The organism is Mucilaginibacter sp. P2_A4 (assembly GCF_056405015.1).
Map to the genome: position 1 here is coordinate 556261 of NZ_JBFUCX010000002.1, position 23816 is coordinate 580076.

17 protein-coding genes are annotated in these 23816 nt (G+C 42.3%); 11 read left to right on the forward strand and 6 right to left on the reverse strand.

All coding sequences use genetic code 11. The features are described 5' to 3' along the window. Positions 1-50 precede the first annotated feature (50 nt). Both AC1DYB_RS06490 and fabG read right to left on the reverse strand, forming a co-directional pair. Complete coding sequence (locus AC1DYB_RS06490) at positions 51-2135, reverse strand: hypothetical protein (RefSeq protein ID WP_477433394.1); 2085 nt, start codon at positions 2133-2135, stop codon at positions 51-53. Between the two features lie 258 nt (positions 2136-2393). After that, a complete protein-coding gene (gene fabG, locus AC1DYB_RS06495; RefSeq protein ID WP_295718403.1) occupies positions 2394-3137 on the reverse strand; it encodes a 3-oxoacyl-[acyl-carrier-protein] reductase in 744 nt (247 codons plus the stop codon). Between the two features lie 292 nt (positions 3138-3429). Between fabG and purH the strand changes: the two genes are divergently transcribed. The 6 genes from purH to rodA all read left to right on the forward strand — a co-directional run bounded on the left by purH (position 3430) and on the right by rodA (position 10988). Beyond that, entirely contained in the window at positions 3430-4959 is a 1530-nt protein-coding gene (gene purH, locus AC1DYB_RS06500; protein ID WP_477433396.1) for a bifunctional phosphoribosylaminoimidazolecarboxamide formyltransferase/IMP cyclohydrolase, read from the forward strand. 276 nt (positions 4960-5235) lie between these two features. Continuing rightward, positions 5236-6258, forward strand: coding sequence for a rod shape-determining protein (locus AC1DYB_RS06505; RefSeq protein ID WP_090651245.1), 1023 nt, complete (start codon positions 5236-5238; stop codon positions 6256-6258). 105 nt (positions 6259-6363) lie between these two features. Beyond that, the gene (mreC, locus tag AC1DYB_RS06510; RefSeq protein WP_295718408.1) at positions 6364-7188 is read left to right on the forward strand and encodes a rod shape-determining protein MreC; all 825 of its coding nucleotides are present in this window, start codon (positions 6364-6366) and stop codon (positions 7186-7188) included. Next, positions 7188-7706 carry a rod shape-determining protein MreD gene (locus AC1DYB_RS06515; protein ID WP_295718409.1) on the forward strand — a complete coding sequence of 173 codons (519 nt, stop codon included), beginning with the start codon at positions 7188-7190 and terminating at the stop codon, positions 7704-7706. Before mreC ends, AC1DYB_RS06515 begins: the two co-directional genes overlap by 1 nt. Continuing rightward, on the forward strand, positions 7703-9715 hold the full coding sequence (mrdA, locus tag AC1DYB_RS06520) for a penicillin-binding protein 2 (RefSeq protein ID WP_477433398.1): 2013 nt from the start codon (positions 7703-7705) through the stop codon (positions 9713-9715). Before AC1DYB_RS06515 ends, mrdA begins: the two co-directional genes overlap by 4 nt. A 1-nt stretch (position 9716) precedes the next feature. Further along, entirely contained in the window at positions 9717-10988 is a 1272-nt protein-coding gene (gene rodA / locus AC1DYB_RS06525; RefSeq protein WP_295718414.1) for a rod shape-determining protein RodA, read from the forward strand. 142 nt (positions 10989-11130) lie between these two features. Here the strand turns inward: rodA and AC1DYB_RS06530 are convergent, their stop codons facing one another. Then, a complete protein-coding gene (locus AC1DYB_RS06530; RefSeq protein ID WP_477433400.1) occupies positions 11131-13218 on the reverse strand; it encodes a TonB-dependent receptor in 2088 nt (695 codons plus the stop codon). Positions 13219-13299: 81 nt separating this feature from the next. Beyond that, positions 13300-13665: an MmcQ/YjbR family DNA-binding protein gene (locus AC1DYB_RS06535; protein WP_477395849.1), complete on the reverse strand. Its 366-nt coding sequence runs from the start codon at positions 13663-13665 to the stop codon at positions 13300-13302. Between the two features lie 118 nt (positions 13666-13783). Here AC1DYB_RS06535 and AC1DYB_RS06540 point away from each other — a divergent pair, with 118 nt between their 5' ends. From AC1DYB_RS06540 to AC1DYB_RS06550, 3 genes are all read left to right on the forward strand, one after another. Continuing rightward, positions 13784-14395 (forward strand): class I SAM-dependent methyltransferase, encoded by a 612-nt coding sequence (locus AC1DYB_RS06540; RefSeq protein WP_477433403.1) that lies wholly within the window; start codon positions 13784-13786, stop codon positions 14393-14395. 236 nt (positions 14396-14631) lie between these two features. Beyond that, a complete protein-coding gene (locus AC1DYB_RS06545) occupies positions 14632-17046 on the forward strand; it encodes a glycoside hydrolase family 31 protein (RefSeq protein ID WP_477433405.1) in 2415 nt (804 codons plus the stop codon). Between the two features lie 92 nt (positions 17047-17138). Continuing rightward, positions 17139-19313: a DUF5916 domain-containing protein gene (locus tag AC1DYB_RS06550; protein ID WP_477433407.1), complete on the forward strand. Its 2175-nt coding sequence runs from the start codon at positions 17139-17141 to the stop codon at positions 19311-19313. 107 nt (positions 19314-19420) lie between these two features. Here the strand turns inward: AC1DYB_RS06550 and AC1DYB_RS06555 are convergent, their stop codons facing one another. Together AC1DYB_RS06555 and AC1DYB_RS06560 are read right to left on the reverse strand one after the other, a co-directional pair. Next, positions 19421-20215, reverse strand: a complete 795-nt coding sequence (locus AC1DYB_RS06555) for a class I SAM-dependent methyltransferase (RefSeq protein ID WP_477433409.1) — start codon at positions 20213-20215, stop codon at positions 19421-19423. 70 nt (positions 20216-20285) lie between these two features. After that, complete coding sequence (locus tag AC1DYB_RS06560) at positions 20286-20579, reverse strand: GNAT family N-acetyltransferase (RefSeq protein ID WP_477433411.1); 294 nt, start codon at positions 20577-20579, stop codon at positions 20286-20288. A gap of 277 nt (positions 20580-20856) precedes the next feature. Between AC1DYB_RS06560 and AC1DYB_RS06565 the strand changes: the two genes are divergently transcribed. Both AC1DYB_RS06565 and AC1DYB_RS06570 read left to right on the forward strand, forming a co-directional pair. Then, positions 20857-21522, forward strand: a complete 666-nt coding sequence (locus AC1DYB_RS06565; RefSeq protein ID WP_477395837.1) for a hypothetical protein — start codon at positions 20857-20859, stop codon at positions 21520-21522. Positions 21523-21626: 104 nt separating this feature from the next. Continuing rightward, positions 21627-23522, forward strand: coding sequence for a DNA topoisomerase IV subunit B (locus tag AC1DYB_RS06570; RefSeq protein WP_477433413.1), 1896 nt, complete (start codon positions 21627-21629; stop codon positions 23520-23522). The last annotated feature ends 294 nt before the right edge of the window (positions 23523-23816 follow it).

Here is a 23816-nt window from a genome sequence, read left to right on the forward strand (position 1 = left end):
TTTTTTGCTTCTTTTTTCTTGATTCCTGACTCTAACCTCTTGATTCTAACTTAAATCTCTCCTTCACGCTTCCTTAAAAACCACTCCGCACTTAGTAATAGAAGTATCAGCACAAACAACCATTTTACATCAATAATGTCGGCGTAATGTTTGTCTTCATACACAACGGTTTTGATATTGTCATTCTTGCGGATAAGGTCTGCAAGCTGATTTATTTGTGATGGCTGCAGCATTTGGCCTCCACTTTGTTTAGCGAGCGCGTTAAGCAGTTGATGATTCGCGGCGCTTTGGCGGGTTTCCAGGTTAAGGGCCTTTATAGTTAGCTGTCCGCTGGCTTTAAATAGGTTTTTGCCGTTTTGGGTTGATGCATTGTAAGTGTATTCGCCAACAGGTAAGGTGCCTGCATCCAGTTGGTAGCTTTGCCCGCTGCGACTAAACAGGAAACTATAGTTTTTGCTTGTTCCGCTTTTCAGGTCGATCTTAACATCGGGGGTATTGATGAGTTCGAGAGCATCATTATAAAGTTCGGCGTTAAGGATTACGTTTTCACCTTCATCAAATACATTACGTGCCGGGTAAACCCTAAAGCGCTGGCGGTTAGCGTTGGCGGTTAAGTATTGTACGGTTTGGCTCAACAGTTCGTCTGTAGCATTGCGGTTGCCATAGTTTTGATATTCGGCTAATTGCCAGCGCCAGATGCCTTCACCGCTTAGCACAGCTGTGCGCCTGCCTGCTTCATCTCCAAATGCAAGTAATGGATAGGTGGTAGTAACGGCTCCAATTTTTTGTCGCAGCAAAATATTTGTTCCCGTTGATGTTCCGTAGCTGCCAAAGGGTGCCAGTAGTGGCGGCAATGTGGCAATTTTTTTACGGGACGAATCGGATAGGGTAAATGCTGTAAAACCAGCTTCGGGCAGGGCATAAACTTCTTGCGTTTCGCTTCGGCCCGCGCTTATTTTTACTATATTCTGTTCGGCATTAAAAGCCGGCAGGTTACTTTGCGAACCTATGATGTACCAAACAGGTATTTTGCTTTTGGCGATGAAGTTTTTTACCGGTTCAATATTACTTGCGTTTACCTGGTAAAGGATTATTAAACTATAATCTGCCAGTTTAACGCCTGCCATATCTGGTAGCAGCACAGTTTTTACTTCAAAGTTTTTGTTGGTTTCTATAGCTTGTTTAATAACAGTGATATCCGGGTGTGCACTTTGGTAAAGCGCCAATACCTTTTGCCGGGCATCCAACACATCTACATAAATAATTTCGGTATTGTTTTGGGTAGATAGCTCGTTTTTAACGGGGGCTATGCTGATGGTAAATTTTCTTAACCCCTTCTTATCTGCGGTTAATTTTATGGGGACAAGTTTTTTAAAATCAGCACCGGTTGCTGGAATGGTTTGAGCGAAAACCTGTTTGCCGTCTTCATTAACGGTTAGGCGCATGTTTTCGCCTTTGCTTTGATAGGCTGCCGTTAAAACCTCCACTTCAAAATCGTTGCCTAAAAAAGCGGTTTTGTTATAGTTTACATTGTCTATCAGCAGGTCGCGTTTGGCGGTGGTATCACCCAGGGCAATGGAATAGATGCTGGTCTTGATGTTTTTGGCCTCGTATTGCGGGTCGTCTCCCTGGTTATATACGCCGTCGGTAGCCAAAACCAAAGCGCCTATGTTTTGATTTACAAATTTGTTATTCAGCTGGCGCAGGGCATTCGCAATATCGGTTTGTTTACCATTGAATTTATTGGAGAGGCCATTGTTCAGGTCTTTATCAAAATTAAATTCCTGTACATCGTATTTGTCGCCAAGTTCCTGTTTCAATTTAGCCAGATCGGCAATGAATTTATCAGCATTGAAGCCGGGAGCTTTAAATGTGTTGATGGATGAGGAATTATCCTGCGCAACTAATACCAATGGTTTCTGAGGATCATATTTTGTCGACTTGACCAATGGAGAAACCAACAGCATCGCGACAAAAAATACCACCACTGCACGGATAGCCGAAAGCCCATATCTGAAATACTTGCCCAGGTTAACCGGTTGCCGGTAAAGTAACCATGCGTACAGTGCCCCCAATACCAAACAGGCAGGCACCCACCATCCTGAAACCGAACCCCATGTTAGTGAAAATTGCATATAAGTTTACGTAGTACGCAATACGTTTTACGTTCACCTGCAAAATGCGAAATTATTGTGAAATGATTGGAATTAGTTTTAAGGTAGGGGATATTAAACAAGTAAGGCAAGCTTTTAGCTTGCCTTACTTGTTTAATATGAGTCGTGCCGAACTTGTTTCGGCATCCCACATGCTAAGTGTGCAACATGCGGCTTACCTGTCCTGTGGGGTCCCGAAACAAGTTCGGGATGACTTTGGTGTTGTTTTTGATTTAATTACTACAACATTCCACCATCAACAGGAATAACCTGCCCGGTGATGTAGGTTGCCATATCTGATGCCAGGAAAACACATGCATTGGCTACGTCTTCAGCTTCGCCGGCGCGTTTAAGCGGGATTGCTGCTGCCCAGCCTTCAACAACTTTAGGATCCAGTACTTCGGTCATTTCGGTTTTAATGAAACCCGGCGCAACCACATTGGTGCGTATGTTACGTGAGCCTAATTCTTTAGCCATTGATTTGGAGAAACCGATGATGCCCGCTTTTGAAGCTGCATAATTGGCTTGGCCTGCATTACCCTGTACACCTACAACCGAGCTCATGTTGATGAACACACCATTGCGGTTCTTCATCATGATTTTAGACGCTGCTTTGGTAACGTTGAAGATAGATTTCAGGTTCACGTTTAAAACATCATCCCAGGCCTCTTCGGTCATGCGCATTAGCAAACCATCTTTGGTTATACCGGCGTTGTTTACTACAATATGGAGGGTGCCAAAATCGGCTATAATGTCTGAGATCAACTTTTCGGCTTCATCAAATTTGGAAGCATCAGAGCGGTAGCCCTTAACCTGTGTGCCAAAACTTTGCAGTTCCTGCTCAAGCGCCTGGCCTTTTTCTACAGATGATAAATAGGTAAAAGCTACGTTGGCGCCATGCTCGGCAAACTTTTCGGCTATTTTACGGCCTATTCCTTTTGATGCACCGGTGATAAGTGCGGTTTTTCCTTCTAATAATTTCATTTATGTACTATTTCGGGCGGTGAAGGTAGTTAATTATTGTGAAAAGTCCGAAAGTTGGAAAGTCCGGGAGTCGGAAAGTTTGAATTGGATAAAACGAATTGCTGCAAGGTTTCATTGAAATTTATGCGATCGTAAAGCTTAAAAATTAGCCGGTACTTAATGTTGACTATCAAAAGATTGCTTCAAAAAATCAGGAGAAAAAAACTTTCGATCTTTTCTGACTTTCGGTCTTTTCTGACTCTCCGACTAATAAAAAATATCACTACCTTTGCGGCTCAAAAAATCACTGTAAATGAGCCAGTCTGTTCAAATAAAAAATGCTTTAATTTCTGTTTACTACAAAGATAATTTAGAGCCTATAATCCACGAGTTAAATCGCCTTGGTGTTAATATATATTCAACCGGTGGTACCGAAACTTTTATACGCAATTTAGGTGTTAATGTAATACCTGTTGAAGATCTTACTTCATATCCATCTATATTGGGCGGTCGTGTTAAAACCTTGCATCCTAAGGTGTTTGGTGGTATTCTGGCGCGCAGAAGCTTTGATAGCGACCAACAGCAACTGGCCGAATTTGAGATCCCGGAAATTGACCTGGTGATTGTTGACCTGTATCCTTTTGAAGAAACCGTACAATCTGGCGCGGGTGCCGAAGATGTGATCGAGAAGATCGATATCGGTGGTATTTCCCTGATCAGGGCAGGTGCCAAAAATTTTAAAGATGTAGTGATCGTTGCATCAAAAGATGACTACGGTACGCTTGAAGATATTCTGAAAACACAGGATGGTGTTACCACTATTGATCAGCGCAAGTCATTTGCCCATAAAGCATTCAATATTACTTCACATTATGATACTGCCATTTTTCAGTATTTTAACCAGGAAGAGCCTTTGCCTTTTTTTAAACAGAGCATTCAAAAAAGCCAGACTTTACGGTATGGCGAAAATCCGCATCAAAAAGGTGTTTTCTATGGTAACCTTGATGCCATGTTCAATAAGCTGCATGGTAAAGAATTATCATACAACAACCTGGTAGATGTTGACGCCGCGGTTGCTTTGATCGACGAGTTCACTGGCGAGCCAACCATCGCTATATTAAAACATACCAATGCCTGCGGTATTGCTTCCCGTTCATTTATTAAAGAAGCCTGGATAGATGCTTTGGCATGTGACCCGGTTTCGGCTTTTGGTGGTGTTATCATCGCTAATGACGAGATTGACGCGGCTACAGCTACCGAGATCAGCAAGATATTTTACGAAGTACTGATTGCCCCGGCTTATACGGATGAGGCTGTACAAATATTACAGGAGAAAAAGAACCGTATCATCCTGGTTCGTCAGCCTGTTGAGCTACCCGCCAAGCAATTTAAAACTTTGCTGAACGGTGTTATTGAGCAGGATAAGGATGCGGTTATTGAAGGCCCGGCTCAAATGAACCCGGTTACCAACAGGAAACCCACCGAGCAGGAAATGAAAGACCTGTACTTTGCCAACAAAGTGGTAAAGCATACCAAATCAAACACTATTGTGTTTGCTAAAAACAACCAGCTGATGTCAAGCGGTGTTGGCCAAACATCACGGGTTGATTCATTAAGGCATGCGGTTATTAAAGCGCACAGCTTTGGTTTTGATTTGAATGGTGCTGTGATGGCCTCTGATGCATTTTTCCCGTTCCCTGATTGTGTGGAACTGGCTGCAGATGCAGGTATAACGGCGGTATTGCAACCAGGAGGATCAATAAACGACAAGCTATCAATAGCCATGTGCGATGAAAAAAACATCTCCATGGTTACCACAGGAGTACGTCATTTTAAACATTAATTTGATAAACACGAATTGCACTAATTATTTCGAATTTCACGAATTAATAAGGCAAGAATTACATTAATTAAAACGTATTTTCACAAGAGGATATTTACACGAACTGCAGGGGTAAAAAGTAACAAATAAAAGGGGTGGGGATACGAATAAGGGAATTTTTGAGTTATTATAACCAACCTGCATTAATTCGTGAAAATTGTGTAGGCAACGCAAGGATTCGTGAAATTCGTGCCCTTATATTATTTAACTTTGCAGATTATTTCAAGGAAACATTAGATGGGTTTATTTAACTTTTTTACACAAGAAATTGCTATTGATTTAGGTACCGCAAATACCCTCATTATACATAATGACAAAGTTGTTGTTGATGAACCGTCTATCGTTGCATTCGACAGGACTACTAATAAAGTTATCGCCATTGGTCGGCAGGCCATGCAAATGGAAGGTAAAACACATGATAATATCCGTACCGTTCGCCCGCTTAAAGATGGTGTAATAGCCGACTTTAACGCCGCCGAGCATATGATACGCGGGATGATCAAAATGATTAACCAGGGTAAAGGCTGGTTCTTCCCTTCATTACGTATGGTAATCTGTATTCCATCGGGTATTACCGAGGTAGAGAAACGTGCTGTGCGCGATTCGGCCGAGATTGCCGGTGCTAAGGAGGTTTATCTTATTCATGAGCCAATGGCTGCCGCGGTAGGTATTGGTATTGATGTGGAAGAGCCAATGGGTAACATGATCATCGATATTGGTGGTGGTACTACCGAGATCGCGGTTATCGCTTTATCAGGTATTGTTTGCGATCAGTCTATCCGCGTAGCGGGAGATAACTTCGATTCTGATATCGTTCAATATATCCGTCGTCAGCATAACATCATGATTGGTGATCGTACTGCCGAGAAAATCAAGATAGAAGTTGGCGCCGCATTGCCTGAGCTTGCAGATCCACCGGCTGATTTTGCTGTACAGGGTCGCGATTTAATGACCGGGGTACCAAAGCAGATCATGGTATCATATACCGAAATTGCGCATTGTCTTGATAAATCGATTTCAAAGATCGAGGAAGCGATATTAAAAGCATTGGAAATTACCCCGCCAGAACTTTCGGCGGATATTTATCAAACCGGTATTTATTTAACCGGTGGTGGTGCCCTATTGCGCGGACTTGATAAACGTGTGGCAGCCAAAACAAAGCTGCCGGTTCACGTAGCCGAAGATCCGCTGCGCGCCGTAGTACGCGGAACCGGAACCGCCCTTAAAAACATAGGTAATTTTAAATTTTTAATGCAATAGTTTTTAGAGTCAGGAATCAAGAGTCAGGAACCAAGACAACCGCGTTTGTTTTTTGTCTTGAATCTTGATTCTTAGTTCTTGATTCTATCTTCAATCTGAAAAGCAATGCGTAACCTCTTGATATTTATCACTAAGTATAACGCGTTTTTTTTATTCCTGATTTTTGAAGTAAGCTCGCTGCTTATCTACATTAAATACAACTCTTTTCAAAAAGCTACTTTTATTAATTCGCAAAACCAGGTTACCGGTAGCTTATTTGCGCAGGTAAGTGAGTTTAAAGGATATTTATCTTTAAAAGAGCAAAATGATAGCCTGGCACGTGAAAATGCCAAATTGAGGGGAATGCTTAAAACCTCATTTTATGTTGATACAGTTGAAAAGCATAAAGTGGTTGATACTGTTTACAAGCAACAATACACTTACCTTGTGGCCAGGGTTATCAATAATTCAACCAATCAATCAAATAATTATATTACCATAAACAGGGGCCGTAAAGACGGGATTGCAAAAGATATGGGTGTAATTTGCGGGGCAGGTGTTGTAGGGATGGTGGCCGATGTTACAGATCATTTTGCTATTGTTAAATCGCTGCTGCATTCAAAAAGCCAGTTTAGCGCCATGCTGGCAGATGATAAAGCCGTCGGTTCGTTTACCTGGGTAAGTAATCTCGACCGGCATAGAGGGTTGCTGAGTCTGCAAAACGATGCAAGGCCAAAACTGGGCGAACCCGTAGTTACATCCGGGTATTCTCTTTTCCCTACCGGGATTCCGTTTGGTAAAATAACAAACCTTCATGCAAAGGAAGGTGGTTTATTGCTTAACGTTGAGATTGGTTTATCGGTTGATTTTGCAAAACTGCAATATGTATATGTGGTAGTTAACAAATTTGCACAGGAACAAACCGGGCTGGAGGCCGTACAAAGTAAATAATGGGCCGTACTATCATCATCAATACTATCCGCTTTTTGGTTTTGGTTTTTATGCAGGTATTCCTGCTTAAAAACATTGCCTTTTATAATCTTGTTACACCTTACTTCTATATCCTGTTTATTTTGCTGCTGCCGTTTGAGATTCCAAATGTGCTGCTGTTTGCATTGTCATTCCTACTGGGACTTACTGTAGATGCCTTTTACGATACTCCGGGGCTGCATGCGGCTGCATGTGTAGTACTTGCCCTGGTACGTATACTCTTTATAAACATAACCGTGCAAAAAGAAGGTTTTGATAATGAGCCCGAACCTACGCTGAGCATTATGGGCTTAAGGTGGTTTTTTACATATGCGCTAATACTTACCTTATCCCATCATTTTTTCCTTCTAAACCTCGAAGTATTTAGTATTTCTGCAGTGCAGTACACACTAAGCCGTGTTGTTTTGAGTTCAATATCTACTGTGTTTTTAATATTGATTTCTGGCCTTCTATTTTTCAAAAGGAAAGAACGTAAATGAATAAATTTTTTGAACGTCGCTACGTTGTAACAGGTATTTTTATTGCTATAATTTTTACGCTGCTTGCAAGGCTTTACTATATCCAGATAGTTGACGACCGCTACGCTCTTTATGCCACTAAAAATGTTATCCGCAATTTTATTGTATACCCGGCCCGTGGACCTATACTGGACAGGAACGGTAAAGTACTTGTTCAAAATGAGCCGATCTACGATATCATGGTTAACCCAAAAGAGGTGAAACCTTTTGATACCCTTGAGTTTTGTAGAATGGTAGGTATTGATAAAGCCGGTTTTGATAAACGATGGATCAAGGCCGTAAAATATTCACCCAATAAAGATTCTCCTTTTGAAAAGCAGGTACCAGCCGAGCTGTTTGCTTCGCTGCAGGAGAAAATGGGAGATTTTGTTGGCTTTTACATATTACCCCGTACGGTGCGTACTTACCCGGATTCTGTAGCTGCACAATTTTTAGGTTTTATTGGTGAGGTGTATGACCGGGATATTAAACTCTCGGGGGGATATTACCGCCTGGGTGATTATATTGGTAAAACAGGTGTCGAGAAAGCTTATGAAAATGTGCTTCGCGGCCAGCGTGGTGTTAAAAGCATGATGGTTGATTCGCGTGGGGCGCAAAAAGGCTCATTTGCCAATGGCGCTTTTGATACCGTTGCCCGTACAGGCGAGCGGCTTACCTCATCGTTAGATATTGACCTGCAAAAACTGGGCGAGAAACTGATGACGAACAAACTGGGCAGTATTGTAGCCATTGAACCTTCAACTGGCGAGATCCTGGCCTATGTAAGCAGCCCGACTTACGATCCTAATTTGATGGTGGGGCGCGAGCGTGGTAACAATGCGGCCAAAATGTACAATGATCCGTATAAGCCATTTTTCATCAGGCCAATACAGGCGCAATATCCGCCGGGTTCCTCATTTAAGCCATTAAGTGCTTTGATAGCCTTGCAGGAAAATATTATTTCACCTTCAGAAACCTACTATTGTACAGGTCACTATAGAGCTGGTAACCGCTTGGTACCTTGTAACAACGGTGAAGCCCATGGTTCGGTTAATATGGGCAAAGCAGTAGCTGAATCCTGTAATGGTTATTTTTCGATGGTATTTCAACGCATTTTGGAACGCAGCGGAACAAAGTATACCGAAGCCGAATTTACCAAATGGAGGGCCAACGTAATGAAATTCGGTTTAGGCACCCGGCTCGACCTGGATATGCCAGCCGAAAGCCGCGGAAACGTTCCAACTCCATTGCATTATGATAACGTTTATAAAAAAGGTGCCTGGCGCGCCAGCACTATCATTTCTTTAGCTATAGGCCAGGGTGAGTTGTTGGCAACGCCTTTACAAATGGCTAACCTGGAATGTACTATTGCCAATCATGGGTTTTTTTACAAGCCACATTTAATTAAAGCCATCGGTACCGAAAACGTAATTAAGGCGGAGTATACCAAAAGGAATTATGTTGGTATCGATTCGCAATATTTTGAACCTGTTATTAATGGAATGCAAGCCGTGGTTGAGGGTGGTACAGCGCGGAGATCAAAAATTCCCGATATTATTATGTGTGGTAAGACAGGTACCGCGCAAAACCCGCGTGGCGAGGCTAACTCTGTATTTGTAGCTTTTGCCCCGCGCGAGAATCCTAAAATTGCTATAGCCGTAGTGGTTGAAAATTCTGGCGAGGGTGCACACTGGGCCGCGCCAATTGCCAGCTTTATGGTGGAAAAATATTTAAAAGGAAAGATTACTCCGCGCGAATCGGGAATTACGGTTGATTATTTTGCAAATGCCAATCGCCTGCCCGATCTTGGTCTTTATGAGCTCGACCTTAAGAAAGAGCGTCGGCGCGATAGTATCCGAACCGCAAAAGCCGATTCGATTAAAAAATTTAAGGCCGATTCTATAAAAAAAGCGGCCCGGAATAAACTGGCAAACAATAATAAGCGTGGTGTGTGGGTTAATTTTTTAGCCGCAGGGAGGACTGGCAAATAATATGAATAACAATAATAACCAGCGCAGTTTCTTTTTTAACGTTGATTGGGTTACGGTGTTTCTGTACCTGGTACTTTGCACCATTGGCTGGTTTAATATTCACGCGGCCGTGTTTGATGAAAGGCACCCAAGCATTATTGACGGAGCAACTAACTATGGCAAGCAGTTCATCTATATTATAGTAGCTGTAGTGGTGGGTATGATTATTTTATTGTTGGAGAGTCGCTTTTTTAGTGCGCTTTCTCCGGCTTTTTACGCTATAACGGTGCTGTTGCTTATCCTGGTTTTAATAATAGGCAGAAATGTGGGCGGTAACCAGGCCTGGATAAATATGGGTGGTGGTTTCAGGCTGCAGCCCTCGGAGTTTGCCAAGTTTTCTACCTGTTTATTATTGGCTCGTTACCTGAGTGGGCCTAATATTCGCGTTACCGAACCAAAATCATTTATGGCTGCAGCGGCAATTATTGGCGTGCCGATGGTGTTGATTATGCTGCAACCAGATACGGGCTCAACGCTGGTATTTTGCTCCCTTATATTTGTGTTATACCGCGAAGGTTTATCCCCTTATTTTCTGGCTGTTTCGGGTTTGCTGATCACCCTTTTTGTGGTTGCGCTTTTGTTTAATCCAATAAGTATAATTATTGGGCTGGTTGCATTTACGGCCCTGGTGATCTTTTTATTTAGACGCAACCGCAAGCTTATCACTACCATGCTGATAGGGTTGGCCATTTCCATATCGTTTATTTTTTGCGTTAAATTTATTTATAGCCACGTTTTAAAACCTCACCAAACCGAGCGTATCAATATCCTGTTGGGTATTACTACTGATTTACGGGGTAAGGGCTATAATGTAAATCAATCAAAAATAGCAATTGGTTCGGGCAAACTATGGGGTAAGGGGTATCTGCATGGCACCCAAACTAAATACGCGTTTGTACCAGAACAAAGCACCGACTTTATTTTTTGTACCGTAGGTGAGGAGTGGGGCTTTGCCGGTTCTGTTGTGGTAATAGGACTGTTCCTGTTTTTAATTTTGCGTGTAATTTTTATTGCCGAGCGACAGCGATCGCCATTTTCGCGAATCTATGCTTACGGGGTGGCATCAGTGTTGTTTTTCCACGTTGTGATCAATATCGGTATGACAATTGGCGTGGTTCCTGTGATAGGTATCCCGCTGCCGTTTATCAGCTACGGAGGCTCATCCCTGTTAAGCTTTACCATTCTCCTGTTTGTGCTTATTAAGCTCGATTCAAATAGGATGGGAATTATTTAGATTTCGGAGTTGCGATTTTCGATTTCGGATTTATCATGATGTCAAATCCCCAAAAAACAGACTAACATATCAATCCCGGTTCAGGTAAAAAAAAACGCCGCTTGTGAAGACACGAGCGGCGGGGAAATTAAATCCGAAATCACTACAACCTTACATTCATCCCAACCGAGTAATTTCTCAACGGCGAAGCATTATAATACCGGTTGCCAATAGCATTCAGGTCATTACCCAAACTGTATTTTTCATTCAGGATATTATCGGCACCGGCAAAAAGTTCTAAATGGTTGTTACGGCCGAAAGTTGGTTGCCAGCTAATTTTTGCCTGTAGCAGGTTATAATGCCCGGCATAAACTGTGTTGGCATCATTAAGCGGGATTTTTGAGGTGTAGTTATGTTGTGCAAATAAGGAAAGATCAGCAGGGAACTTAACCTGTAGGCCAGATACAAAAACATGTCTTGGTACGCCGGTTAAACGGTTACCGGCATAGCTGGCGTTTGTAGTGGCATCATTATAATCCCTGAACGTGAATTTACTGTAAGTGTACGATTCATTAAACTGCAGGCCACGGATAAAATGGGTATTGTTCTGCGCAATCAACCAATCTGTAAAGGCCAGTTCAAAACCGGGCTGGTTGGTGCCACCGGTATTGATATAGTGTTCTGTTTCATTAGCATTTATACGGCGTACAATGGCGTTGTTTAGCCGGTAGTAAAATACCGAGGCATCCAGCAACATGGTTTCATCAGTATTACGCAGTCTGAAACCTGTTTCATAGTTCCATCCTGTTTGTGCTTGCAGGGCAGTGTTGATGATGTTATCAGTCGGCCTTACTTCTGCAATGGTAGGTGTGGAGTATCCGCGACTTACCGATGTTCGCCAAATAAAGTTATTGGTAACCTGGTAGCTTAAAGCCAGCCTGGGCATTAGTTGCGGAATAAAATTACGATTGGTAAAACCGCTTTGGTTAAGCGGGTAAATGTTCCTGAAATCGTAACCATACCAATTTAAGCTCAACGCGGCTTCCACATGCAGGCGTTTAAAAATATCAGCAGCGTAACGGCTAAAAATAAAATGCTGGTTTGAGTGAATATCATCGCTGGTTTGAGTAGTATCTTTCGCACCTTTCCTGTTACCATAATTGCTGATACGGGAGTTGGTTTGCTGCCACTCCAACCCAAGGTTTACTTTCCAGTTAAAGTTTTCTTTAGGTGCGCCTGCCAGTTCAAAATAGGTGCGCAGGCCGTAGGTGTTTTCGCTCCGCTGCTCAAAATTGGTGATGGCAGGGTTGGCAAAATCAACGTGGTTACCAAACACAGAGATCACGTTTCTGATACGGTTGGTAAAATGATATTCATTGGTAAGGCCGCCCAGGTACATTTTGGTACTGATGCCCGTTCTTTGCTGAATGGCCCCCGGGAAAGCAGGAGTGGGCAAACGGGCCTGGCGGGGATTGGCTGTATACTGAGCCAGGTTTAATCCGCCGGGTGTTTCATAGGCAAGATTGGAGTAGATGCCTAAAATCCGCAATTCGTTCTTATCACTATAGTTCCATTTATCTGCAAGCTGGATATAATTACGATGGGTATCGCTGTTTTGCCTGTATCCATGATAGGTTTGGAAACTTTGGTTGATGTTAAACAAATTGGTACCCGAGTGTACTTGCAACGTTACCTTTTCATGAAACAAACCATAACTCCCCGTATTTACTCCTGCCGATAAATAGCTGGAATCACTATACCGGTTTATGGGGCTTAATAAAACCACCCCGCCAGAGTTAGCGCCAAACAGGCTGCCATCGGGGCCTTTTAATATTTCGATACTGCCTATGCTGCCAATATCAATAGCGTTCAAATAAGAGTTGCCTCCCGCATCTGTAAGCGGAATCTCGTCGAAATAGATTTTTACATCCCTCACCCCAAATGGAGATCGCAATAAACTCCCCCTGATTGATAAACGGTAACTGCCCGGCGAACGCTCCTCTGCTCTTATACCAGGCACCGTGTTTAAAGCAGATACGAAAGAATTATCGGGCTGTAACTTTAACTGGGCCGAACCAAGCACACTTACTGAAGCGGGCACACTTAATACAGGTTGCTCGCTCAAATAACCATGTACGGTTACCGTGCCGAGGTGTGTAACACTATCTTTTTGGGCGTTTTTTTTGGTTTGAGCGCTTGCATTTATAATGAGGGTAAGTACAAGAAAAAGGGAGAGGTATAGTTTTGTCATATAATGGCTTGGATAGACAAAAGTAGCTGTTTTAACTTTTAAACCCGTATCGCGTTTTACTAACAAGTTAGATAGGGCCGCTTAATTACGCTCATTAGTTCTTAACGCCTCATACTCTTTTATTAGTTTTTTGGTAGCGCGTGCCAGGTAGGCGGTAATTAACAAAGTTTTAAGATCATCGGGCGATACCGTTTCAAGGCGTATCAGCATGTATTTGTAGTTAAGGTAATGATCGGTAATGAAAAATGTATGCGGATCAACTGCCATCCACTTTTCACGTTCCACGGTGTGTAAGGCAAGCAGTTCATTCTTTAGTTTCACATTGGTGAAAATCTTATTATTTACATAAAATGCAGGATCATCAAAACACATCTTCTCGGTAACTCCAGGTAAGGGGAGCAGCATACTGCGCAGAAATTGCATGAAGATAGACATATCTGTTGCCATATTTAAAGTTAGGTAAATGTGGCTGGTTTTGGATAGTACTATTTAATTTTCATTTATTGCCACTGGTTTTAACCAACAAAACCCGCTGGGATTTATTAAAAAACGTTAATTTTCGACCATGCAAAACAACCTCCAACAAGCATTTGGCAATATTGATATTTATCTGTTCGATCAGTTATTAAAGGGGCGGTTTGATAACTGCAAAACCATCCTCGATGCCGGATGTGGTGGCGGACGCAACCTGGTGTATTTTTTGCAGAACGGATATAAAGTATATGGGGTTGATCAAAGTGAGGCAGCTATTGATGGGATAAAACAGTTATCTACTTTATTATCTCCCCAAAATTCTATAGATAATTTTACCGTTGCAGGGGTGGAGGCTTTACCTTACGGCGATGACTTTTTCGACCTGGTTATATGCAGCGCCGTACTGCACTTTGCACATGATGAGCAACATTTTGATAGTATGGTACGCTCTTTATGGCGGGTGTTAAAGTCGGGTGGTTACCTGTTTGCAAGGCTGGCATCTGATATTGGTATCGAAGAATTAGTAGTATCAAGAGGTAACAGGCGCTACTTATTACCCGATGGCTCCGAACGTTTCCTGGTAAATGAGGATACCCTGTTGCACTATACACGTGAATTGAATGGTACGCTTTATGAACCTATAAAAACTACCAATGTGCAAAACCTGCGGTGCATGACCACCTGGTGTTTGCAAAAACGATAATCCTCCTATTTCTTTCTTTCATGCTGATTGAAGTATCTACTTGCCGATCTGCATATTTGTTGTGCATGGTTTTATAATGGATGCTTCGCTAAGCCTTGGATTAATAAGAGGTTTTTTTATTCTCCAAATCCGTCAACACAAATATTTTTCTCCAATAAAAAAAAGTGACTATATTCACATTTTCAAAACTGGTGTTAATCTTACACTTATTATAAACCAAATTATTGCTGTTCAGTATGTTTAAACAATTACCCGCCTTAAATAAAAGAATAAAACAATCGATTGCGATGATGTTTTTATTGGCAGGAGGTATAGCAACTCTCCCTGCAAATGCTACCATTAAATCATTTAAAAAAGGGGCCGATGGTGTTACCTTTTCCTTAGATAAAGGCTTGATGAAAGTGCTTGTACGCAGGGCCGACATTATTGAGGTAAAGTATACCATTTTTGATGCCTTTGAAACCAGGCCATCGCTGGTGGTAGTTAACAGTTGGAAAACGCCAACTGCTTATCAGGTTGCCGAAACCAAAACTGAGGTAGTTATTACAACAGCGAAATTAAAGATAAAGGTAGATAAAGGTACCAATGCCATTACCTATACCACTTTAAAAGGAGAACTTATTACCGGTGAGGATACTGAAAATAAAACCATAACCCCGGCAACTATCGCCGGCATCAGCACTTATAATGTAAGTACACAGTTCACTTCGCCACAAAACGAAGCATTATATGGTTTAGGCTGTCACCCGCTTGATTCTTTATCCATCAATTATAAGGGCCGCAACCAGGAGTTGCTTATAAAATATCTTACAGGTGCTATCCCGGTATTGCTATCAACCAAAGGATATGGCTTGCTTTGGGACAATTATTCAGCATCAAATTTTTACGGTGGCGAAGCAAATAATACTAAATTTAAGTATGTATCTGAAAGCGGTAAACAAGTTGATTACCTCTTTTTTTACGGACCAACTTTTGATCATATCATTGATCTTTATCGTACGGCAAGCGGTCGCGCCCCGATGTTTGGTAAATGGGCTTTCGGCCTTTTCCAATCCCAGGACAGGTATATGAGCGAGAAAGAGATTATTGGCGTAAAAGACAATTACCGCAACAACCATATTCCGGTTGATGTTATTGTGCAGGACTGGTATTATTGGGATCCCTTGCCAATTGGTTCGCACGTGATGAAACCTGAGCGTTACCCACATCCGCAACAAATGGTTGATGAATTGCACCAGGCAAATATCCATGCCATGATATCTATATGGCCTGTATTTGGCAAGGGCACGCCAAATTATGATGCATTGGAAAAAATGGGTGGCTTAACAGATATTACCTGGGACAATGTAGTTACCCACACTTTTGATACCTATTACGATGCCCACAATCCAAAAGCCCGCGAGCTTTACTGGGATCAGGCGCGCGATAGCCTCGTGAAGCGCTATGGTTTTGATGCCTGGTGGATTGACCAGTGCGAGCCGGACAATGGAGCTTTGCAGGATGCACGCCGCCAGAGTAACTTCAGCATTGGTAAGGGGATTGATTATTTTAACACTTACTCTTTACAACATACCAAGGGTGTTTATGAAGGATGGCGCAGGGATATCCCTAATAAGCGCGCATTCTTTTTGGTAAGACAATCTTTCGCCGGTGAGCAGCGTAATGCCTCAACCTTATGGTCGGGCGATATTGAATGTACGTTTAAGGATTTCAAGAACCAGGTACCACAGGGTATAAATGCCTGTGCATCGGGCCTGGCTTACTGGACATCTGATATCGGCGGTTACCACTTTCATTGGAAAGCTGCCGATTGGTCGCAACCGGATAAGCGCGAGTTGTTTACCCGTTGGTTCCAGTTTGGTGCTTTTAGCCCTATCTTCCGGATCCACGGCAAAGGCGAACGCGCTTTGTTTAGCTCAAACTGGGATGCCGATACCAAAGCCATACTGCTTAATTTTGATAAACTGCGTTACCGCCTGATGCCATACATTTACTCATTGGCTGGCCGTACAACTACAGAAAACTATACCATGATGCGCGCCCTGACTTTCGATTTCAGGAACGATGAAAAAGTTTATAGCATACCAGATCAATACATGTTTGGTAATGCATTTATGGTGAACCCGGTTACCGAGCAGCTATATACATCGGCCGATGCGGATAAAAAAGCCAAAGCCCGCCAGGTTTATTTGCCGGCAGGCACCAAATGGTACAACTTTTGGAATGGCGAAGTATTGGATGGCGGACAAACCATTAGTGCCGCTGCCCCAATTGAAATTTTGCCATTATATGTAAAAGCAGGCTCTATTATCCCGATGGGCCCACATATGGAATATGCTACCGAGAAACCTGCCAATAATATCGAACTAAGAATATATCCCGGAGCTGATGGAACATTTAAGTTTTACGAGGATGAGAACGATAACTATAACTACGAAAAAGGTCAGTTTTCAACCTTCACCTTTAACTGGAATGATAAAACCCGTAAGCTTACGATATCAGATACCAAAGGTCGTTTCCAGGGAATGCTGAAAAGCCGCACTTTCAATATTGTGATGGTGAAAGGCGCACACGGATCTGATGTTGAGGTAACAGCTAAGGCCGATAAAGTAGTTAAATATGTGGGTAAAGCTTTAATGATTAACATGTAATCATTATCTTTCCGAACAAATATTTACCTCAGCCCGCAATAAAATGCGGGCTGAGGTTTGATTAAACCTTTCATAATTTAAAGTATAAAAAATTGAATTCCTTAAAACCGGCATCACTATTAAAATTCTTATTGCTGCTGGTTTTATGTTTTTTGTATTTTTCTTCATCGGCCCAAAAAAAGAATGATGGGTATCAATACCACATCCGCCGGGCTGCATCGGCCATAACTATTGATGGCGTTGTGGATGATGCCTGGCTTAAGGCCGATTCTGCCAGTAATTTTTTTATGGTTACACCCATGGATACCAGCCTGGCAAAAGTGCATACCGAGGTACGCATGACCTTTGATAACAATAACCTATACATCATTGCAGTATGCTACACCGCGGGGCCGGGCCAATACATGGTTGAGTCGCTCAAACGCGATTTTAATTTTGTTAAAAACGATAATTTCATTTTCTTTCTTGATCCTTTTGATGCCCGTACAGATGGCTTCAGCTTTGGAGCCAATGCCGCAGGTGCGCAATGGGACGGCACCATGTATGAAGGTGGTAAGGTTGACCTGAGCTGGGACAACAAATGGACCTCGGTAGTTAAAAACTATCCGGATAGGTGGGTATTTGAAGCCGCCATACCATTTAAAAGTATCCGTTACAAAAAAGGAGTGGGCCTGTGGGGCATCAACTTTAGCAGAAACGATTTGGTAACTACCGAAAAATCGAGCTGGGCGCCGGTGCCAAGGCAATTTCCTACTGCATCACTGGCATACACCGGCTCATTGATTTGGGACGAGTTACCGCCAGACGCGGGCACCAATATCTCTATTATTCCGTATGCCCTTGGTGGGATAGCTAAAGACTATACCGCTAAAACCAAAACAGATTGGCGAAAGGATTTTGGTGGTGACGCCAAGATTGGACTGACATCATCTTTAAACCTGGATCTGACTGTAAACCCTGATTTTTCGCAGGTTGATGTAGATCAGCAGGTAATTAACCTGAACCGGTATGAGTTGTTTTTTCCGGAGAAGCGCCAGTTTTTTTTAGAGAACGGCGACCTGTTTGGCAATTTTGGCTATGCCGATATTCGTCCGTTCTTTTCACGGCGCATCGGGTTAAATGCACCCATAAGGTTTGGAACAAGGCTCACGGGTAAAATTGACAGAGACTGGCGTGTAGGGTTAATGGATATACAAACCGGCGAAGCGAGTGACGCATCACAGCCCGCGCAAAACTATGGTGTGCTTACCCTGCAACGCAGAATGTTTGGACGATCAAACATAGCGTTTATGTTCATTAATAAAGATGCAACCGGTACAGCAACCCCCGGAACTGCCTATAACCGAAATGTTGGGATGGAGTACAACCTGGCATCCCCAAGTAATTTGTGGACGGGTAAGCTGCTTGGACTAAAATCATTTACGCCCGGCGTAAAGGGCCATGATATAGTAGGGGCCGCTCACCTGCAATATTTAAGTAAATACTGGACACTTTATTTACAGGATGAGTACGTTGGTAAAAACTATACTGCAGGGGTTGGCTATGTGCCGCGTGTTGGGTATAATAAAATTAGTCCGCTGATATTGCATAACTTTTTCCCAAAAAGCGGTGATGTACTAAGTCATGGGATACAATTAACGAGCAATTACTATTTTAACGAAAGCTTTAAGCGTACAGATAATGAAAGCAACCTAACCTATTTGATGACTCTGCGCAACAGGAATACTTTTTCGGTATCGGGTATTGATACTTATATAAAATTGCTGGTGCCTTTTGATCCTACCAACACGGGCAAAACGCCTCTGCCTATAGGTTCAGAACATCATTGGAAAACGCTTGATGTGCAGTTTGTATCCAAGCCGCAGGCTTTATTCACCTATTTAATTGATGCCTTGCATGGTGGATATTATTTAAATGGTAACCGTACAAGTATTACGGGCCAACTGGGTTACCGGTTTCAGCCTTACGTAAACCTGGCTGTAAACAGTTCATACATCAACCTTAGGCTGCCACAACCTTATGGCAACACCGATTTTTGGCTGATTGGTCCGAAGGCGGATATCACCCTAAGTAATACGCTTTACTTTACTACCTATGTACAATACAACGGGCAGGTTAAAAACATGAACACTAATATAAGGCTGCAATGGCGGTACAAGCCTGCGTCAGATTTGTTTATTGTTTATGGCGATAATTCAATACCATCGCCCTACACCATTAAAAACAGGCAGTTGGTTATTAAATGGACCTATTGGTGTAATTTGTAAAACTGATGACCCGTTGCCGGGGAAATAATAATCAGGCTGAACATATTACAGGATTTTTCAACCACTCACCCAGTTAACCACTCACCTAATCAACCACAATCAACCATTCACTCCCCTTTCCCACACAGCATCGAAAAATAAATGGTTTCGCCGCTGTTAAACTTATTGTAAATGTTTGAGCCGGGAACGCCTACAAAATCATTAATGGGTTTACGAAAGGGCTTAAGCACAATTTTTTTTATCATCGCCTCTTTGTAGGGCGCGCTCAATTCCATAGCCTGCAACACATTGGGGGTAATATCCTGTTCGGTAATAACCTGTAAGCCGCACTCTGTTAACTGCGCCGGCCGTTTTGGATAGTGTACACGGCCCATAAAATCAGCATATAAAAAAAATCCTCCGGGTTTAAGTGTACGTGTCACTTCTTTAAAAAAATCCCCGCGGTTACCATAACAATGTGATGATTCCAGGTTAACAATAATATCAAAGCTATTATCGTCAAACGGCAGGCTTTCGGCATTGCCAGCCACGAAATTTAAATTTGGCTGCTGATAGGTTTGCTTGCAAAAGCTAATCACGTTTTCAGAAAAATCAAGCCCGGTAATTGTTTTAGGTTGATAAGCCAGCATGAGCTCGCAGCCACCACCACGCCCGCAACCAACTTCGAGCATGTTTTTACCGGCGAGCTGGGCCTTGCCAAGTAAATGATGGTAAAGGTTTTCGCTTAGTAAATTGAAATCATCGGTTACTTTACCCTGGGTATCTGCAAAGCCATAGTTCATGTACTTCCAGTTGGTTAGTTTTTTAAACCTGCGGGCTATAAATTCGTAAAATAATTGCCAAAGGCGTAAACTCAATTTTGGAGAAAAATCAACCAGGTTCCGAAACAGCTTTGCGACCATATGTATATTTTATGCTAAAGTAATGCATCATACTTAGCAATCAACCGGAAATAAATAAAAGATATATAGCTTAATCGTGTACTGCCAGTAATCGATTCCACTCGGGATGCCGTTTTAAAAATGCCAATACATAAACACAAAGAGGCACCAATTTAAGGTGGTTGCTCTCTATATAATTAAATGCCTTTTCAACAATAGCGGCCGCAACGCCCATACCTTCCAATTCTTCGGGTACTTCGGTATGGATCAGGTAAATCTTATCACCTTTTTGTTTATAATCGATAAAGGATCGTTTGCCATCAATAATTAGTTCAAAATTATGTATAGCTTCATTATTAATAAGTGGAATGTCCTGGTATTTCATGAAATAGCAACAGATACTTTTTTTGATTTTGTATCGAGTCTAAATTAGTAACAAAATTTATAAAGCCAATTAGTTGCAGTATTTTTATGGCGATGTTTATGTTCATCAAATAAAAATGATGATAATGGATTTGTTAAAGATTTTGGTGGGTGCAAATGCCTGATATTAACTTAGTTGTTTGAGTTTTTAAATTTTAATTAATTTTGATTTGTGCTTCTATTTTTATAAAATTACATACAGAAACGTCCCTGGTTTCGGCCGCTAATGAAAAACTATTGTGAAGCAATTTAAATGCACCATACTTCAGGCTATGCTTTTACTGTGCCTTACCAATGCAATGGCACAGGTAAAACAGCCGCGGTATTTGGCCAAACCTAAAAGAAAACCCGTACCAGCACAAACCATTAGCCAGGTTAAGGGAAGCAAGCAGTTTAATGAGTTTTCGCAGCTTTTGGCCCAGGCCAATGTTACTTTTACTTTTCCTAAAGGTTTTAAAGAAATCCCCGCAGTAAATAATGAGGATTTTTCTTTTGACTACGCTATGGAAATTCCCGGTCAGGAGTTTGAGATCTGGTTCCAGGTAAAATCATTAAAGCAAAACTGGCTCAGTTATGAGCGTAACCACGAGCAGGAAAACCCGGATTCGTCATACCTTAAAATGGGGAAGGCGCAAGCTGCGGCCTTTACCGGCGAGATGGATAATTTTATACGCGCCATACCAGCTAATGTACTTGCCCGTTACCGGGCCGATGCAGGTAAATCATACCTGCTTAACCTGCTTGATCTGCCCGAAACAAAGCATTACAAGTACGCTTTGCTTATTACGCTGCAGCGCAACCATACAGGCACTATTATGGCCGTATGCTTTACCAACGAAAAAGACCCGGAATTTTTCAAAAACATTGATAAAGCCAGTAATAGTCTCCAGTTTAAACCCCGGTAACATAATGTTAATAAGTTGACAGTTTTGAACGCTCAATTCAAACCCTAAACTATATTTTTGCACCCGGCGCATATTTGTGCCTTTTTAAAAATTCTACTCAATAAATGGCAGAACCAGTTAATTATAGCGAAGATAGTATCCGCTCCCTCGATTGGAAAGAACACATCCGTTTACGCCCCGGTATGTACATAGGTAAATTGGGCGATGGCTCGGCTTATGACGACGGTGTATATGTGTTGCTTAAAGAAATTATTGATAACTCCATAGATGAGTTTGTAATGGGATCGGGCCGTACTATTGAGGTAAATATGAGCGATCATAAAGTATCTGTACGTGATTACGGCCGGGGGATTCCTTTAGGTAAGGTGATTGATTGCGTATCCAAAATAAATACCGGTGGTAAATATGATAGCAAGGCCTTCCAAAAATCGGTAGGATTGAACGGTGTGGGTACTAAGGCGGTGAATGCGTTATCAAACAATTTCATTGTACAATCATACCGTGATGGCCGTACCAAACTGGCTGAATTTGCCAAAGGCGAACTGATCAGGGATGAAGCGGAAAAAGAAACTACCCAACGTAATGGTACCGCCATTAATTTTATTCCCGATGACACAATTTTCAGGAACTACCGCTTTATACCTGAGTTTGTAGATAGCATGATCTGGAACTATGTGTTCCTTAATTCGGGCTTAACACTTAATTTTAACGGTCAAAAATATTTTTCAGAACGTGGTCTTTATGATCTGTTAACTAAAAATACGGATGTTGAAACACTGCGCTATCCCATCATCCACCTTAAAGGCGAGGATATTGAAATAGCCATGACCCATGGTCAGCAATACGGTGAGGAATACTATTCGTTTGTTAACGGCCAAAATACAACACAAGGGGGTACACACCAGGCGGCTTTTCGCGAGGCTGTGGTGAAAACCATCCGCGAGTTTTATAAAAAAGAGTTTGATGCGTCGGATATCCGTGCATCTATAGTTGCCGCCATTGCCATTAAAGTGCAGGAGCCGGTGTTTGAATCGCAAACAAAAACCAAATTAGGTTCGCAAAATATTGGTCCGGAAGGGCCATCTGTGCGTGGGTTTATTAATGATTTCCTGAAAAAGGAACTGGATAATTATCTGCATAAAAACCCTGCCGCAGCCGATGCCTTGCTGAAAAGGATCCTCCAATCTGAGCGTGAGCGTAAAGATATTGCCGGTATTAAAAAGCTGGCTAACGAGCGCGCGAAAAAAGCATCACTGCATAACCGTAAACTGCGCGATTGCAAACTGCATTTTGAAGATACCCACGAACGCCGCCAGGATACTACGCTGTTCATTACAGAGGGTGATTCGGCAAGTGGATCTATCACCAAATCGCGCGATGTAATGACCCAGGCCGTTTTTAGCTTAAAGGGAAAACCACTTAACTGCTACGGACTAACCAAAAAAGTAGTTTACGAGAACGAAGAATTTAACCTGCTGCAACACGCCCTCAATATCGAAGATGGCCTGGATGCACTGCGCTATAACAACATAGTGATAGCTACCGATGCCGATGTGGATGGTATGCACATCCGCCTGTTACTGATGACTTTCTTTTTACAGTTCTTTCCGGATTTGGTGAAGGCCGGCCACGTATTTATCCTGCAAACGCCATTGTTTAGGGTGCGTAATAAAAAAGAAACCATTTATTGCTACAGCGATGAAGAACGCCGTAACGCGATAGCCAAATTAGGCAACAAGCCCGAGATTACCCGATTTAAAGGTTTGGGTGAGATCTCGCCAGATGAGTTTGGTTTATTTATAGGCAAAGATATCCGCCTGGACCCGGTGATTCTTAAGGATGCTAATATTAAAGGTTTGCTGGAATATTTCATGGGTAAAAATACCCCCGCCCGCCAGATGCATATTGTGAACAACCTGAGGGTTGAAAAAGACGACGAGAGCATTAATCCGCTGGTTGCCGAAGAGGCAGAGGGAATAGCTTTACCGGTTGCGGTGTAGTTAATTATAAACGGGTCATTGAGGTTTTGAAATCCTTGGACTCTGAAAGAGAATTGACGATTTAAAAGATTTGTCATCCTGAGTTGTAAAATCCTGTGGCCTCTAAAGGTTAAATGACATATTTTTGTATAGCCGTGCAGCATGGCCGAACGAGTTATAGTGCTTAATGCCTGTTGCTGAGCATGGTTCCGAAGAACAGAGTCTGAAGGTGTGGTACGATCATACTGATTTGTCCGATGGGTAGCCTGTCTTTTCTTTATACTCCTTCGGGCACGGCTTATTAATAAAATAAGT